Here is a 16,498-nt window from a genome sequence, read left to right on the forward strand (position 1 = left end):
CATGGGTCGCGCGACCACCCGAGGGTGGTGCCGCAGCAGGGGCAGCAGCAGGAGCGGGTGGGGCCGCGGCAGGCGCGGACTGACCAGGGGGCGGTGTAGTCGGTGGGGCACCGGTGGCGGGCGCGGTAGCGGATGTACCAGGCTTCACACCACCCTGACCAGGCGCTCCCAACGGTGTCTCGTTGCGACCCGGCGGCGTCGTCACACCCGGTTGCGTCGGATTGATCGGTGCACCAGGCGCGACCGGCGCGCCTAGACGCGGACGGCCCTGTTTGTGCCCCGTTTGCGCAGACCACGGCGTAACCGGACCAGACGACCCATTTTCCCCGTCTTCTTCGCCGCCGACCTCGGAATCCGGTGGCGGCCACACTTCCGTACTCGTCACATTCCGCCTCCCAGCACCCGCTTTGCGCGGACATCGTTCGCGGTCGGCATCGACTGTTGCACAAACCTTCCGGATATCGGATCGATCGTGACTAGCTGAGTACCGCCGGTGGCGACGCCGACGTGCGTCGGGGCGCTGTCACGGTAGTCCCAGAAAATCAGATCTCCCGCCGACACCGCGGACAGATCCACTCGCTGACCACACACACCCTGCTCCGCAAGAGCATTCGGCAGGGTCACAACGGTTCCGGTGATCGGTCTGCCGCACGCCTCTACGGCGGCCCCGGTACTTTGCACCGCGCCTCCCCCAGCCAAGGGAGCCACCGGGGCACTCGGCGCGGACGCGAGTCCGACGGATCGTTCGCAGCGACCGGTCAATGCTGCGGCCGATGCCTGATAGATCAGCGACCTCGTCATCGCGGCGGAATCGATCGGACCGGTCGAACCATCCGAACCCGCCCCGCCGACAACACTCGATGCGGACAGCCCGCCGAGAGCCAGTTCGCGAGCACACTCGGCAGCCATACCGTCATTGCCGGTCAGCAGTGGCTCGAGCTGATAGGGCGCGGACTTCATCGCCGAAACACACGCGCGCTGCCAAGCCGAGGCGTTGGTGTCATCGGGCGCGATCGTCAGCTCCGCGTAAGGATTGGTCGTCGGCGCCACAGAAGTGCTCGTGCCGCTGCTGGATCCGCTTGCCCGTGGTCTATCCCGTGCCGGGGCGGAGACTGCCACTGTCACGGTGTTCGCCGGGTCCGGGCCCACCGCACTATCGCATTGGTAATACAGGTCGGCGGAAGCGGGCGAGTTTATGGCACTGACCACGAGGATCGCCACCATAGCCAGCACCGTGACGCCGGTAGAGGCGAACGCCAACAGGATGACTGCCCAGCCCGGGAGAACCCAGAGGCTGACGAGACGAACAACGAACGATGTCGCGGACCCTCGTCCACGTCGGCGTCCGGCAGCAGCGAAGCTGATGGTACGAAGACTGGGCAGCCTCATGGACGCCGCCGACCGCGAAGATGGGGGTTCGCCCGCATCAAATCACCCACCGGAGTCATCAGTGGGTCGTGGTTGGTTAGGTCCACACTCATGTCAGGGGGTGGGAGCTTGTCCCCCACCGAGACGCCCTTCAGTGCCGAAGACAGCTGGCCAGCATCCCAGACCTCCCAACGTAGATCCCGGTAGTTCTGGCGATTTTCGGGATTATCCGCAAGTACGCTCATGGCTGCCGATATATTCTTTGCGGTATCCGACTGAAGCCCCTTTGCGATTCGTTGCGCCTGTTCAGGGGTCATGTCGGTTAGCCCTGCTAGGCTCAGCCGTGTCATGTCTTTTTCAGCGCCGGCAGTCAGGGTCCCATCCGGATTTACGGTCCGATCAATCTTGCTGTTCCCCAAATCCGCCAAGGTTCGGATATGGGCCATTCTCTCCTCAGTACCCCAAGCGCCGTCACCCCGATTCCAATATTGTGCGACGAAAGCTAGCTCCCCAGGTTGTCTGAGGTTGACCGGATAACCGTTCTCCCTCTTATATGCAAATACCGCCTGTTCCAGCACCCCAAGGTTGGCCGCTGCCCGATAGTGTGCCAGCTGCGAGTGGTCACCGTTATCGACAATGTTCTCGGCCGCCAGGTGCGCCTGTTGCATCGCCGACGTAACGAAGCCGAGATGCTCGAATTGATAAGCCCCCTCATTCGCGTTCGCTTCGGCGACCTGCCAGGCGTGATGACCCGCGTCAACCATCGCCATATTACGCCATTTCGCCCCCAAGAACGCTCCGGGAACCTCGGACAAAGCGCCGTTCCTGTCGAGAACTCCGCGAATTCCCGTTGTAACGCCTCTGATTGTTTCCTTGCCACCGAATACGGTGAAATTCATACGAGCAGCATCGGCAAGCACGGGCCATTTCTCCATAGATTGCCGGTTCGACATCTCCCACGATGGTTTGCCCACATACTTCAGCTTCTCCTTGCGCTGCTTGGCTTCCTCCCTCGAGCCCCTCCTCAAAAAGCCCGGGTTTCCCGCGAGATTTTGCATCAATATCGAGCCGCCGAGCGTGTTGACGTCAGTGTTGATCCGGGAGAGCAAACCTGGGTGCGCTTTACCTGCAGCACCGGACGTCCCCAATCCCAAGGCCGTTCCGCCACCTCCGCCACCACCGGAGCCTTGGGCTGCAACCCCGAGCCAATTCGCCACCTTGGCGCTACCCCTGTCGAAGTTCTCCTTCATATCGTTGGACATTTTGTTGAAGATGCTCTCAACTGCCGCCGCCAGAGCGATAACCATTATGACCTGCCCGTTAGCCTGTAGAAATACGGCATTGAGGACAAGCATTTGGAGGCCGAGAAGCCCGCAGATCGCTCCCACCTTGAATCCAGCGAAAACAGAGTGGACCAGGCTCTTGATCAGCAGGTTCTGCGCACCGTATATCAGCCCGAACGAAAGAAATCCAACCGCCGCAACAAAAGAGTGGGCGATGGCATAGAATACCAAGACAACGACTTGGAATAATCTCTTGACTCTGAATATAACTTGCAGAATCGAGAGGAACAACATCAGAATAACACCACCGAGCTGACCGAAAGTGGGATTCTGAGTGGCTGCATATGCAGCAGAATCACACGATTTCATGCCGCTTTTGATCCGACCCTCATCTCCGGCCATCGCACCGGCCGACCACGCCGCCTTGCACGCCGGTCGGACGTCCGTCACATGCCCGAAGTTAATTAACTGCAAAGGGAGCCGAATGAAATTATCGGCCATACTCTTTTGCATGGCGGCGATCAACTGATCTGGATTCGGATTCGAATCGCCATTCAAACCGGCCGCGACCTCGATACCCACATTACGACTCTGAGCAAGCACCCCATTGGGTGAAATCACTTCCGCAAGAGGATCCGCAAGGAACGGAGGTCCAGCAATGGCGACCAGGAGCATCATCACGATCTGCGATGTCGCCCTTCCGGGCAGACCCTTGATTACGGAATACGCGACAACGCTGCCGCCGACCGTTCCACACAGGATGAACAGAACCGGAGTACCGATCACCGAGTTCAGATTAACGGATATCCTATGCAGTATCCCAGTGAACGGATCAAGAAACCGGAGTTCCATGACCAATCCCCAACCCCAGATCCCGAGGTTCTCGACGTTCGTCCAGACCACCACTACAAAACTGATCGAAAAATACAAAACGGAATTCAGCGGACTGAGTATTCCACCGTGGTCGGTGACGAACGGATAGTTCGCAACAGGTACGCCGTCGCTGTCCCGCACATTGGTCCAGCTGAGCCCGGTGTTGACCGACGGCGCCGTGGCCGTCCCAGTGCTCTGCGCGGTAGCGATCGTTATCGCGCCGAAAATTCCGGGAAGCACGATCAAACCGAGGAAAATCCCGAGAACCCATGCCGTCCAGCGCCTACGACGAGTCGCGGCAACCCAGTTCCGTCCCCTGCGATACACCGCCCACGGAGTCCACTGCTCCGTATCCCAGTGCTCCCAGCGTCCTTGCGACCAATACACCCTGAAGCTCTGCAATCGAGAGCCCCGTCCGCCGCTGCCGGTCATGAGACAGTCTGTCGTCGCGACAACTCGTTACGGCCGTCGCTGCCGCTGGTCGGCGTGCTGGTGATCGCGGCAGCCCGGTCGAGGCGGGCCGGCCCGAGCACCTTGCCGCGACCGATCCGGTTCAGCGCGTCTCGCATGAACATCTCGCCGCGCCGTTCATCGGGCACCTGGCGTCCGGCACCAACCGGCGGGGAGGTCTCTTCACGCAAGATCTGCAGCAGGAAAGGCGCTTCCTCCAGATCGACGCCGAGCCATTCCAAACTGTTGCGCGCCAGCGTTTCATCGCGCTGGCGGAAGATGAACCGGTTCGGGATGAGATTGTGTGCCGCACCTTGGAAGTCGGTGGCGGGATCGTGGGAGGCCAAGCCGATCGCGGCCAAGTGCTTACGACCGTCGCGGCTGAAATCGGAGGTCACCGCGGAGCCGACCTGGGTCTGCGTGAAATGGTGCGCCTCGTCGCCGACCAGCAGTCCGAACCTGCCGTTATCGCTGAGGAACGCCTCCCTGGCCGCGACGCCGACCAGCTCGTAGAGCGCTGTGCCGAGTCGCTTTGTCAGTGGCAATCGGTTGTAGAGGTGCGGCGTGATGAGTTCCTCGGCCGTCGGCAATGCCAGGCCGTGGCTACGCACGACGGTCGCGGCGGCGCTGAGCCGCAATGGTTGCAACTTGGGGTCGAACAGCACCGGCACCCGTTCGACAATGGTGCCGAGCCGGGCGGCGAGGTCGGCATACTCCTCCGCGCTCCCGGATTGGTCACGAAGCCGCTGGACGGTGTGGAAGAGATCGAGCAGGCTCCGAATGCCGTGTTCGGCTATACCTTTGGGCGCCAGCAAGTTGCTGATCGCGGCGCCCGCGCCCGAGGTCGGCGACAGGTCGAGCAGCGGCAGAATCGAGTCCAGTGCGCGCTCGCCCGCGATCCGGGGATGGAACAGGCGCAACGGATCCAACGACACCGTCGGGTTCGACAGATCGATAACGACGGCGTCATCGATGGCGGACGCGAAATGTGCCCATTCACCCACCTGACTGCGGTCGATGGCGAGGAACTGACCACCCATGTCGTGGACCAGCACCGCCATGAGCTTCAGGAAATACGACTTGCCCGACCCGAGTTCGCCGGTCACCGCGAATGACGCGGAGAAGTCGTGCAGCGCGGCCTCCATGATGCCGAAGTGGATCGGCTCGAAGTTGCCGGACATCAGATTGACCCCGATCACCGGACCGCTGTCGTCACCGATCTGGCTGGTAGTGAACGGGACGAACCCGGCCCACATGTCCGAGGGGATGATGTGCGCGAAATCGTCGAAAGCCCGCCGAGGCGGGCTGCCGGGAACCAGCATCGACCACAGGTCGACCTGTGTGCCGACAGGCGCTATCATTTCGACCTGAAAACGCTTGTATCGGCGTTTCAGTGAGTTGACCGCGTCCATCGTGATCTCACGCGTAGCGCCGCCGATGGCGATCACGGTGGTGAACGACACCTCCGACTCGCCGCTGTTCACCTCGAAATGCTGGTTGTACTCACCGAGCATCTGTGCCTTCGACGTCAGCGTATTCTGCGCGAACGAGATCTCCTGGTCCCGTTGATCCATCTGTTCACCGAGGCGCCGCAGGTTCAGCTCATTGTTCTTCAGCACTTGGTCAGCAGGCTTGATCGATACCCGCATCCCCCAGTCGATGGTGACGTCGGGAAACCCATCGAGAATGTTCAAGAATTCACTGCCGCCGGGAAACATCATGCCCCCGTACGGAAACGAATGTGGCGTGAGCATCGCCTGATAGGAAGGCCGATACTCGAAATCGGGCTGGACCACCTTGATCACTGGAATGAAAGACGGCCGGATCCGACGATTACTTTCGGCTTGCGCGCCTTCATCGAGTGCCGCGGAGCGAAACACCGCCGCGGTCGCATCGTCGAGGACACCTGCTCGCGTGGGTGCGACCGGATCGCCCGCGGCGCCACGCGACAAGTAGTGCTCCCACAACCACTGGAACAGCGCCGCAGGCACCGGGACCGGGTCGAAGTCGCTACCGATTCGCGAGAGGATCTCATTCGCCTTCTCGTCGTAGCCGTCCAGGTCGGCGCGCGCGATCGCCGTCGCGTCGATCGTCGAGGTACTGCCGCGCCACACCCGGGAAATCGCGGAGATCCCTGGATTGGTGGCTCCGACCGGGATCGAGAGCAAGAAGATCCGGGTCTGCGGCTCGATCGCGCGCACCCGCTCGAAGGAGGCGACCACTTCGTCGGCGTAGTCCTCGCATTCGTCGAGGTCGACTCCCTCCACCATCTTGGTCAGCACATCGAGGGTGTTGAGCCCCGCTTGAATGCCGAGCAGCAGTGAACCATTCGGCAGGCTGTTGATCAGGGCGTGATGGGAGCTCCGCACGTCATGTTTGTCGGCGGCCTTGCGCAATCCGTAACCGAGCGGGCTGATGAAATAGGTCGCGGTGACCAAGCCCGAATTGGTGAATTGCAGATTCCCGCGAATCGCCGCGGTGGGCTGCAAATCTCGTCCGAAGGCCATCAGTTCCGCCCTTCCGATGCCGCGCCGGCACCACTACTGCCCGCCGCCACCAGCTCGAGCAACCGAGCATCAGCCAGCACTCCTGGTGACGCCTCGATCGCCGATTGCCGGCTGGGCAGGACCAGGACCACCGATTCGTCGACGAACACGGCATTCCGCGCCGATTCGGCGTTGATCGGCATACCGGATGCGGAGACCGGTTTACGCATGACAATGAGCCGAATCATCCACAGCGCCCGCGAAGTCATTCGCACACCGGTGTAAGGCACCAACCCGATGGCGAAGACGATCACGATGCTGATGATCAGCCCGGTAGCGAACGTGACCGCCGGATTGACCGGAAAAGTCATGGCGAACACCGATGTAACGACAAGCAGCACGATCGCGGCGGCGACCTGGGGCAAGGTGTACGGGCCGAACGGCAGCTTCTGCCCGTTCGTCGACTTGCCGATCACCGTGGGAACACGTTTGATCGGCGTGAACACCTTGATCACCTTGGTCACCGATAGCTGCCGATCGGATGGTCAGGAAGAATGACGTTCGTGTCCGAACGCACGTAGTTGACGGCCGTTGGCAACATCCAGAACAGAGCCACCCCGACCAAACCCGATCCGACGACCCCGACGATCTTCACCAGGGATACTTTCGAAGTGGCCGTCACGGATACCACGTAGAACATGATGACGATTGTCAGCCCGATCGTGCCCACCCAGCGAAACCAGATCAGCACGCTATAGAGGATTACGCCAAAACTGCCCATCGAACTGCCTCTTCTCTGATCAATTCTGTTTCGCCGGGGGGATTTGCACCGACGTCGAGGGCGGCGCGGTCGAGGTACCGCTACCTACACCGCGGGAATCCTGTCCACCGACCAGAGTCAACGGATTCGTCAGTGCCGGTACAGGATCGATGGACTGCACTTGCCATTGCCCACCGCTGCGGATCATCGACAGCGGGTAGGCGAGCGAGGCCCAAGCGCCCCCATCACCCTTCGGGTTGACGGTGGCCAGCACCTTCGCCTGCGCAGGTCCGTTGCCACAGTTGTTATCGTCGGTGGTAACCGAGACAAGCTCGACCGTGGTGAACGGGGACGGCTTCAGCGCCGTGATCCCCGAGGCCTGGGTAATGTATCGACCAACATCGCCGGAGCCGGCCAGGAGCGCCCCGAGAAAACCCGCCGCCACTTGGGAGAGTGGCGTATCCGCCGCACATGGCGAGGAATACGCCAAGGACAGATCCGGACCTTTGGCAGGCGGCTCGACTACCGCGGGAATCGACAGTGCTCGTAATTGCCCATCGGACAGCGAGACCGCGACCCGGTAGTACTGCCGCGCGTCAGCGGCAGTAGCCACCGCGCCCTTGGCTACCCGAACAGATATTGTGACGGCCCAGATTTCGACACCACCACCGGACCGCTCGCGCGAGGTGTAGACAATGACCGGATCGGACACGTGTCGCGGGGTCGACGGCAATGTGATCTGACCGCCCGTGCCGGCGAACTCACCGATCTTCTCCTGCTGCCCTGAGACAGCGGTCAGATAGGTCATCACGAACTGTTCGCCGAACGACCCGACCAATGCTGCGTGGCCGACAATAGTGACCGTGGAGTCGTCGGACGGTCCGGGCGGATCCTCCTGGAAGACACTGAAGATCGCGTGCCCGCCGCCGAGCACGGCCAGCACGGCCAGCACGGCGACCATCACATTCTCACGGCGGCGGCGGACAGCCATCTGGCGAAGCAGCGCTTCACCCGAATTCGCCTGACCCCGAGCCACTGTCTTCACTCTCGAAATGGTAGAGAGCACAGGCAATCCCAACCGCCATCTCGTTCCCAGCAGTGGGAATAGCGGGGGATCACGCTGGGCTCCTGTTCATCCGGCCACTCAGCCAGTTGCGCAGTTGATCGTCGTAACCGATCGGCGTACTCCGCTGCCCCGGTTCCATCGCCTGACGATGCGGCTCCATCAGCGGGACGTTATGCCCGACCCGAACTAGCTGAGCGATGGCCAGCTGCCTGCTCGAGTAGCCGGGATACGGATACAGCAGCAACGCCGTCGGGGTGTAACCACCGCCGTAGTCGAGCGCACGCACGGTGACACCGACGGAGTCTCCAGACCAGAGTCGACTGCCGAGCTCGACCAACCGTGGACGATCGTCGGGATGGAACACGTCCACAGGTCGAAACAGGTAGTCCCACCGAATCCAGGGCGCCGGATCCGTGAGCCAGTGCGAAATGCTGGTGTGCTCGAGCTGGACAACAGCGAGATGCGTTCCGGCACGACGGTGAGCTTCGCGTAACCCGACGCGTTCCAGCGTCGGCCAGGCCGACGGCACGTTGTCCGATGTGACGTCCTCGATCAACCACCACGCGCCGCGCGTCCGGTCGTCGTCGCGGGCGCGGATGGTGATCCGCCATTGCCCAGGACGTGCGGCACCGTAGGCGACGGCCACGTCGAATTGCAGCTTGTCGCCGGGCTTGGGGTCGTAGAGCAAATCGAGCACCTCGGCGTGCCGATCGAAAGTCGAGATCCGGTGGAACAACTCCGCGATGGACATCCTCGGCGCGTATTGTTCGGCCGCGATACCGGGCAGCCGCGTGATACCGCTCGGCTGTTCGATGGTCTGGCTGCCGAGGTCCCAGATGGCGCCGACCGCCGGACGCAGCTCGGGCACCTGCTCCGCGGCGGGTCCGAGCCACAGCCGGACCGCGTGTACATCCCCTGCCGGACCGAACACCGGTCGCATCAGGAGCCGGAATGGACCGGCGCCCGTCGGTATCGCCATGTCGATGTCTTCGGCGTGGTCACGCGCGGTCTGAACGGCTTCGGTAATCGTCGCGGTCGTCAGCTTGTCGTAGAGCGCGGGCATTTTCGACAGCGAACGCTGCAGTGCCCGCTGCCAACCCGCGAAATCTCGCGGCGCGTCGCCGACCGAGGCCACCGACATGACATCCGGCGCCAAAGTCTCGACCGTTAACCACGGAATCACTGCGTCACTTCGCATCGCATTGTCAGTACCAGCCGTTCGTCCAGATTCGACGACTCAGATGGGCCAGACCTCCTGACCCATACGAGACATCATGTGACTTAGGCAATGTACCGTTGTTTAGCGGCGCAATCAACCGTAACTTGGACCCAGCCGACAGCTAATAGTTAGCGAACTTCGCTGTCGCGCAAGGTCATCCGAAAAGGAGTGGCTGGACGGATTGTCGCGCCGCTGAGGCGGAGAAGCCCGAGGTAGCCGTCAGCCCTGGGCTGCTGCTGCCGCGCCGAGCACCCCGGCACCGACCAGAATGCCGACGTCGCGCAGCTCCGACGGCACGACCCGCAGTCCGGTCAGGAAGCTGAGCCTGGCATGCGTGGCGACAGCTTCCCCGAGCGGTTTCCACAGTGCGGGACCGGCTTGGGCCATCGTGCCGCCGAGGACCACGAAATCATGGTCGAGTAGCGCGGCCACCGAGGAGATGCCGCGGCCGAGCGCCGTACCTGCGCGCCCCACCGCGGCCGCGGGAATGCCCTCACCAACCTTGGCGGCCTCGACCAGGTCCAGCAACGACGCTCCGGTCCAGCCCTGTTGACGCGCCCAACGCAGCACCGCCGCGCCACCGGCCACCGCCTCGAGGCAGCCGCGGCCTCCGCAGCTGCAAGGGTCATCGAAACCCGGGATCAGTACATGGCCGACGTGTCCGCCGTTGCCGGTCCGCCCCACTACGATGAATCCGCCCATCATGACCCCGCCACAGATGTGGTCGGATACCGACATCACCAGCGCGTCGGGCACCGCGTTCGTAGCACCGAAATTCTGCTCGGCGAGCGCCAGACACACACCGTCGATGCCGAGCTGCACCGCGGCCGAGGGAAACAACTTCCGCGCCGCCTCGACGATGGCGAATCCCGTCCGCCACTCGGGAACCTCGGCAGGCGCGACCACGCCTGCCTCCATATCGATCGGACCGGACGAGGCGATGCCGAGCGAAGTGACCTCGCTGCCCGCGGCAGCCTCGATCAGCAGCTCCCGGCACCTTTCCCATGCGCCACGGTCCGGCACCGGAATCTGCCGAACCTCGTCGGCGCCGACCTCTTCACCAAGAGCGCTCGCCGCGAACCGCGTCGGTCCGATCTCCAATGCCAGAATTGTCATGAGTCACCAACCACCAAAGGAAGATTCGCCGTCAAAGGTCCACGCAGCATACTCACAGACCATCGGTTCCAGTGGATATCAGCGGTCGACCGAGCACGATGTGCCTGCGCGGCGCGGCCAGCGCGGGCGCGGACCGCAGCGGCCGCGGCCCGTTGCGAATGATCTGCATCGGCCGGTTGTGATTGATCGGAGTCGCCCGGTGTCGCTCCAGGTTCTCGACGATGGTGCCGGAGTTGTCGTAGGCAACGCCTGCCCAGATCATCGCGCGGGGGCCGTCACCGCGTTCGACGAGCGCCTGCACCGTCTCCTTGCATTGCGCCAGCAACGGGCAGGCCAAACAGGTCCGAACCGCCGCTCGCCAGGAGTCGGGGCTACCGGCGTCCATGTCCCAGTCGTCGGGCCCGTCCGCGCAGGGTGGGCGCTGGGTCGACTTGGTCTTGATCGGTGAGATCTTTGCCGGCGCAGGGGTTGCCGTCGCCCGCGGCGCGATACGCGTAATGCTCATAGCCATCTCCGGGGATGCCGAGGGTACGCCGACAGAGAGGCGTGCCCCATGGATCGGAATGTCATCAGGGCTGCTCGACAGTCCCCGGAACCCAGCCGCGACAGCTGGTAGACGCAGGTTAGCGCGCCGTTGGCCCTATAGGCAACACTTTGCGCCACTAAGTAACGGCACGTTGACACGGTGGCAACCCTGCGATACCGTTTTTTGACGGCGCGTTATTGAACGGTCCATTTTCGAGGGGGCCCCGATTATGGTTTCCTGGTAAACATGGCTGCAGAATCACACTTCACAATCGACGAACTGGCACGGGCAGCCGACACCACCGTGCGCAGTGTCCGTGTGTATCACGAACGAGGGCTGCTGCCCTCCCCTGAGGTGCGCGGGCGGATCGGTTACTACGGGTCGGACCATCTCGACCGGCTGCAGACGATCAGCCGTTTGCTGGGTCGCGGCATGAAGCTCAATGGGATCCGCGAGCTGTTGGAGGCCTGGGATCGTGGCGACGGGCTTGCCGACGTCCTCGGCGTCAGCAGTCAGGACAGCCCGGAACCGGCCGCTTCGGCGGAACCGCAGTCCGAAGACAACTATCCCGACCTTCCCGAGTACGCGAAGCAGGCCCTCGCCACCAGCGACGACCCGCTCGAGGCCTATCGGCTCACGAACCCGCGGGCCTGTGATCTGGCCACCCGGCTCGCCGACTCCGGATTACCTGCGACGGACACCTTCCATCTGGTCGAGCGGCTCCGAGCGGACTGCGATCGGATCGCCGACCGGTATGCCACGGAACTGTTCTACCGACTGGCGGGGCAAACCTATGAGCAATCCGAACGGACGCCGAAGGATCGCGCCAGGCTCGAGACCGATCTGGCCATCGCACGGCTCATCGTCACCCGCGCCGCTTCGGAACTGATCGACGAGGCTTTCGCCCGGCATTTCGAGTTGCCCGCGGCGTCTCCGCGCGCCGCAGACCCGCACTGATCGGTCGAAACGGCAGCCCATCGTAGTGCTGCCGGTCCCGACGTCGAACCTACAAGCCGAACGCCCTGTTGATGGCTGCCATGTCGAAGTAGTCGCGCCAGGCGGTAATGGCACCGTCGGTCACCTCGAAGACGCCCATCACCAGGAGCGGTGTGTCGCGGCCGTTGCCACGCAACGTATCGGTGCGCTCGTTCATGACAACGTTGCCGTTGACGACCTGATGGTGGATGTCGAAGTCGATGGCGTCGAAGGTGGTGAGGAAGCCTGCGATGAAGTCGCGGATGGCTGTGCGCCCGTGAACCGGCTCCATCGGGATATTGTGGTAGACGGCGTCTTCGGCAAAGAAGGCGCTGATCTTGTCCGGGTCGGGATCCGACCAGCTCCTGCACATGGCACTGACGATCTCGTCGGGACTCGACATTCGGCTCACTCGCTTTCTCGCGCCGACACGGCCGTACCGCATCACTCGGTTCGATCTCCCCGATTACACCAAACGCTTGCTTGGTTCGGATGTGGTTCGGAGAGATCGCCCCGGGACGCCTACCGGCGCACCTCACTTCCGACGAGCAACTCCCGCTGCGCCACGCCGGTGTACAGCGACAGCGGTCGAATCAGAGCGTTGGCTGCCGACTGCTCAGCGATGTGTGCAGTCCACCCGGTGATACGGCTCATCACGAAAATCGGCGTGAACATCTCGATATCGAAACCCATCAGGTAGTAGGCCGGTCCCGCCGGGAAGTCCAGGTTGGGTTTGATGCCGGTGGCCTCGGCCATCGCGCGCTCCAGCTCGGTGTACATGCGCAGCCAACGCTGACCGCCGGCCACCTCCGCCACCAGCTCCAAGGCGGCGCGCATGGTCGGCACTCTGGAGTCGCCATTCTTGTAGACCCGGTGCCCGAAACCCATCACCTTCTGTTTGCCGGAGAGCTTGGCGCGCAACCATGCCGCTGCCAGGTCGGGATCACCTATTTCCAGCATGGCCTGCATGACAGCCTCGTTGGCGCCACCGTGCAGCGGACCTTTGAGCGCACCGATGGCCGCGGTGATCGCGCTGTAGATGTCCGATCGGGTGGAGGTGACGACTCGGGCGGCGAACGTCGAGGCGTTGAAACTGTGCTCCGCGTACAAAATCAGTGAGATTTCGAAAGCACGGACAATGCGCGGGTCGGGAACCCGCCCGAAGCACATATTCAGGAAGTTCTCGGCGAATCCGAGCTGCGAATGCGGCGCAATGGGATCCAGCCCACGGCGGCGGCGCATGTCCGCGGCGATCACCGTAGGCAGCACCGCGGTCAACCGCAGTGCCTTGGCCAGCAGCGCCCGCTGCGAGGGCGCATCGCCGAGGTCCTCCTCGGGATCTTCCGCGCCCAGGTAACTGACCACCGTCCGCACCACATCCATCGGATGGCAGGATTCCGGCATCTTCTCGATCAGGGACAGGATCGAACGATCTACCCGCCGCTGTGCGCGTTCGCGCTGGCTGAGCAGTTGGAGCTGGGCAGCGTCGGGCAGTTCGCCGTACCAGAGCAGGTAGGCGACCTCCTCGAAGCCGCAGTGTCGCGCCAGATCCTGCACCGCATAGCCGCGGTAGGTCAATGAGTTGGTCTCGGGCACCACCTTGGAGATGGTTGTGGTGTCGACAACCACTCCGGCCAGGCCCTTCTTGATCTCGGTCATGTCGATCACTCGCTCACGGTGAAATTGAAGATTCCGGAATCGAAGTCGTTGTACTTCTGATATTCGAGCAATTCATAGAGCCGCGCTCGGTGCTGCATCCGCCCGACCAGATCGGATTGTGTTCCGGTGGCCGCGATTTCACGCAAACCCTGTTCCACCGCAAACATCGCCAGACGCAGCGTGGTGACGGGATAGATCACGGCGTTGTAGCCGAGGTCTTCCAGCGTCCCGGCCGAGAGCAATTCCGATTTGCCGAATTCGGTCATATTGGCGAGTAGCGGAACATTTACCGCCGCACGGAATTTCGCGAATTCGGCGGCATCGGCCAGCGCCTCGGTGAAGATCAGGTCGGCCCCGGCATCCGCATATGCGCTAGCCCGTTCAATGGCCGCGTCCAGTCCCTCGATGCCGCGTGCATCGGTACGCGCGCAGATGACGAAGTTCGGGTCGCGGCGAGCCGCGACGGCCGCGCGGATCCTGCGAACCATCTCGTCTGCGGTGACAACCGCTTTGCCGTCGAGATGGCCGCAGCGTTTCGGATTGACCTGGTCTTCGATGTGACAGCCCGCCAGCCCGGCGTCCTCCAGCAGCGTGACGGTGCGTGCGGCGTTCATCGGCTCACCGAAGCCGGTGTCGGCATCGATCAGCACCGGCAGATCAGTGACCGAGGCGATCTGCCTGCCGCGCGCGGTCACCTCGGTCAGGGTGGTCAGACCGATGTCCGGCAAGCCGAGCTCCGCCGACATCACCGCGCCCGACACATAGACGCCTTCGAAGCCGATCTCCTGGATCAGCTTGGCCACCAACGGGTTGAAAGCTCCGGGCCACCGCTGGATACGGCCGGACCCGAGACCCGCGCGCAGGGCAACACGCTTCTGTCCCGCGCTCGTCGCGGCGGCAATCGGTCCGCTCACCGCGCACACCGCTTTAAGCTAGCGGTATGACCGACGACCAACCCCTGCGCTACCGACTGATCACCGGCGTCGACGACGCGGCATTCTGTGAGCGGGTCAGCGACCTGCTCGATCAGGGCTATCGGTTGCAGGGTCCCCCCGCCGTTACTTATAACGGCGAGAATGTGATCGCCGCGCAGGCGCTGGTCTGGGGGTATTGATGGTGCTATCGACGCGGCAGCGGTGATCATGGACATCAGAAGATCCCCTCGCCGGTCGCAGGCGCACGGTTGAGCACGGCGTCGGAGACGGTGAACGTCAGCTGATCCAGTTCACCCGCCGCCAGTTCCGGGGTCCGCTGCGCCGCGTCGAGGAAGCGATCCTGGTCGCTTGCGGTCAGCACGCCCTCGGCCAGCGACCGGAACTTGGCGACGTATTGCTCGCGGGCGAACGGCCGCGCACCGAAGGGGTGCGCATCGGCGACCGCGAGTTCGTCGACGATGGTCTCGCCGCTCTTCAGAGTCACCACAGCCCGTGCCCCGAACGCCTTTTCGTTCGGATCGGTGGCGTGATAGCGGCGCGTCCATCCCGGGTCCTCGGTGGTGGAGATCTTGCGCCACAGCGCGACGGTGTCGGGCCGCTGCGCGCGCTCGGACGCATAGGAGCGCTCGTGCTGCCAGGCGCCGTCCTGGAGCGCTACCGCGAAGATGTAGGGCACCGAGTGATCGAGGGTCTCCCGACTGGCCTGCGGATCGAACTTCTCCGGATCTCCGGAGCCGGTCCCGATCACCACATGGGTGTGTTGGCTGGTGTGCAGCACGATCGAGGCGATCTGATCGAGATCGCCGATGCGGCCGCGCATTCGGCGGGCCAGGTCGATGGGCGCCTGACTTTGGTACTCGGCGGAATGCTCCTTGGTGTAGCTGTCCAGAATCGCGCGCTTGGCCTCACCGGGCCCCGGCAGTGGCACCAAGTATTCGGCATCCGGACCACCGAGCAGCCAGGCGATGACACCATCGGCGCCCTCCCAGATCGGCGCGGGCGCGCCCTCGCCGCGCATCGCCCGGTCGATGGCCTCCACCGCCATTTTCCCTGCAAAGGCGGGCGCGTAGGCCTTCCAGCTCGAGATCTCGCCCTTGCGTGACTGGCGGGTGGCGGTCGTGGTGTGCAGGGCTTGCCCGATCGCCTGATAGATCGTCTCTGCGTCCAGTCCGAGCAGCGTGCCGATCCCCGCGGCGGCCGACGGCCCGAGATGCGCCACATGATCGATCTTGTGCTCGTGCAGGCAGATTCCCCGCACCAGGTCGATCTGGATTTCGTACCCGGTCGCCAGGCCGCGTATCAGCTCGGCGCCGGAGCGGCCGGTGTGCTGGGCGACCGCGAGGATCGGCGGGATGTTGTCGCCGGGGTGCGAGTACTCGGCGGCCAGAAAGGTGTCGTGAAAGTCGAGTTCGCGCACCGCGACTCCGTTCGCCCACGCCGCCCACTCCGGCGACGCCCGGTGCGCTGTGGGCACGCCGAACACAGCGGCTCCCAACCGCCCCGGTCGTGGGGTGTACGGCTGTGCGGTCGCCTGCAGCCGGGCACTGGTGACGGGACGGCGGAGCAGCGAAGCCGCGGCGACCGCCGCGTTGTCGATGAGTCGGTTCACGATCATCTCGCTCACCTCGGCGGTCACCTCGACCGGGTCGGTGGCGACCTCGGCAATCTTGGTGGCAAGGTGTTCCGAGCGCGGAAAGTCCTCGGCGGCGCTGCGTGCGCGTACAGTGTGAGTCTTCATGCATCCTCCGGTTCAGTGTCACTTCGCACGCTACGCAGGACCGA

Annotated in this window: 15 protein-coding genes; 2 read left to right on the top strand and 13 right to left on the bottom strand. The window is 63.4% G+C overall.

Going from position 1 to position 16,498, the window contains the following annotated elements; translation table 11 throughout:
- Positions 1 to 381: 381 nt before the first annotated feature.
- The 9 genes from ACLMAL_RS16900 to ACLMAL_RS16940 form a co-directional block, all read right to left on the bottom strand.
- Positions 382 to 1,050: a hypothetical protein gene (locus ACLMAL_RS16900; RefSeq protein WP_411999931.1), complete on the bottom strand. Its 669-nt coding sequence runs from the start codon at positions 1,048 to 1,050 to the stop codon at positions 382 to 384.
- Between the two features lie 335 nt (positions 1,051 to 1,385).
- Complete coding sequence (locus tag ACLMAL_RS16905) at positions 1,386 to 3,770, bottom strand: hypothetical protein (RefSeq protein ID WP_411999932.1); 2,385 nt, start codon at positions 3,768 to 3,770, stop codon at positions 1,386 to 1,388.
- A 182-nt stretch (positions 3,771 to 3,952) separates the two neighbouring features.
- Complete coding sequence (locus tag ACLMAL_RS16910) at positions 3,953 to 6,481, bottom strand: ATP-binding protein (protein WP_411999933.1); 2,529 nt, start codon at positions 6,479 to 6,481, stop codon at positions 3,953 to 3,955.
- A complete protein-coding gene (locus tag ACLMAL_RS16915) occupies positions 6,481 to 6,984 on the bottom strand; it encodes a hypothetical protein (protein ID WP_411999934.1) in 504 nt (167 codons plus the stop codon). Before ACLMAL_RS16915 ends, ACLMAL_RS16910 begins: the two co-directional genes overlap by 1 nt.
- A complete protein-coding gene (locus tag ACLMAL_RS16920) occupies positions 6,981 to 7,241 on the bottom strand; it encodes a hypothetical protein (protein ID WP_411999935.1) in 261 nt (86 codons plus the stop codon). The genes ACLMAL_RS16915 and ACLMAL_RS16920 overlap by 4 nt, the downstream gene beginning before the upstream one ends.
- A gap of 19 nt (positions 7,242 to 7,260) precedes the next feature.
- Positions 7,261 to 8,265 (bottom strand): conjugal transfer protein, encoded by a 1,005-nt coding sequence (locus tag ACLMAL_RS16925; RefSeq protein ID WP_411999936.1) that lies wholly within the window; start codon positions 8,263 to 8,265, stop codon positions 7,261 to 7,263.
- Between the two features lie 70 nt (positions 8,266 to 8,335).
- Entirely contained in the window at positions 8,336 to 9,484 is a 1,149-nt protein-coding gene (locus ACLMAL_RS16930; protein ID WP_411999937.1) for a GAF domain-containing protein, read from the bottom strand.
- 240 nt (positions 9,485 to 9,724) lie between these two features.
- Positions 9,725 to 10,621: an ROK family protein gene (locus tag ACLMAL_RS16935; RefSeq protein ID WP_411999938.1), complete on the bottom strand. Its 897-nt coding sequence runs from the start codon at positions 10,619 to 10,621 to the stop codon at positions 9,725 to 9,727.
- A 52-nt stretch (positions 10,622 to 10,673) separates the two neighbouring features.
- Positions 10,674 to 11,126, bottom strand: a complete 453-nt coding sequence (locus ACLMAL_RS16940) for a hypothetical protein (RefSeq protein WP_411999939.1) — start codon at positions 11,124 to 11,126, stop codon at positions 10,674 to 10,676.
- A gap of 267 nt (positions 11,127 to 11,393) precedes the next feature.
- Here ACLMAL_RS16940 and ACLMAL_RS16945 point away from each other — a divergent pair, with 267 nt between their 5' ends.
- Positions 11,394 to 12,104 carry a MerR family transcriptional regulator gene (locus ACLMAL_RS16945; RefSeq protein WP_411999940.1) on the top strand — a complete coding sequence of 237 codons (711 nt, stop codon included), beginning with the start codon at positions 11,394 to 11,396 and terminating at the stop codon, positions 12,102 to 12,104.
- Positions 12,105 to 12,153: 49 nt separating this feature from the next.
- Here ACLMAL_RS16945 and ACLMAL_RS16950 read toward each other — a convergent pair whose 3' ends face one another.
- The 3 genes from ACLMAL_RS16950 to prpB form a co-directional block, all read right to left on the bottom strand.
- On the bottom strand, positions 12,154 to 12,525 hold the full coding sequence (locus tag ACLMAL_RS16950) for a nuclear transport factor 2 family protein (RefSeq protein WP_411999941.1): 372 nt from the start codon (positions 12,523 to 12,525) through the stop codon (positions 12,154 to 12,156).
- Between the two features lie 119 nt (positions 12,526 to 12,644).
- Positions 12,645 to 13,781: a bifunctional 2-methylcitrate synthase/citrate synthase gene (locus ACLMAL_RS16955; protein WP_412000146.1), complete on the bottom strand. Its 1,137-nt coding sequence runs from the start codon at positions 13,779 to 13,781 to the stop codon at positions 12,645 to 12,647.
- A 5-nt stretch (positions 13,782 to 13,786) separates the two neighbouring features.
- A complete protein-coding gene (gene prpB, locus ACLMAL_RS16960; protein WP_411999942.1) occupies positions 13,787 to 14,695 on the bottom strand; it encodes a methylisocitrate lyase in 909 nt (302 codons plus the stop codon).
- Positions 14,696 to 14,721: 26 nt separating this feature from the next.
- Here prpB and ACLMAL_RS16965 point away from each other — a divergent pair, with 26 nt between their 5' ends.
- Positions 14,722 to 14,895 carry a DUF1737 domain-containing protein gene (locus tag ACLMAL_RS16965; RefSeq protein WP_328404225.1) on the top strand — a complete coding sequence of 58 codons (174 nt, stop codon included), beginning with the start codon at positions 14,722 to 14,724 and terminating at the stop codon, positions 14,893 to 14,895.
- A gap of 35 nt (positions 14,896 to 14,930) precedes the next feature.
- On the opposite strand, the gene ACLMAL_RS16970 is transcribed toward ACLMAL_RS16965, so the two are convergent.
- Positions 14,931 to 16,454, bottom strand: coding sequence for an MmgE/PrpD family protein (locus ACLMAL_RS16970; RefSeq protein ID WP_411999943.1), 1,524 nt, complete (start codon positions 16,452 to 16,454; stop codon positions 14,931 to 14,933).
- Positions 16,455 to 16,498: the final 44 nt, after the last annotated feature.

This window comes from Nocardia sp. CWNU-33 (assembly GCF_046764895.1).
GTDB lineage: Bacteria > Actinomycetota > Actinomycetes > Mycobacteriales > Mycobacteriaceae > Nocardia.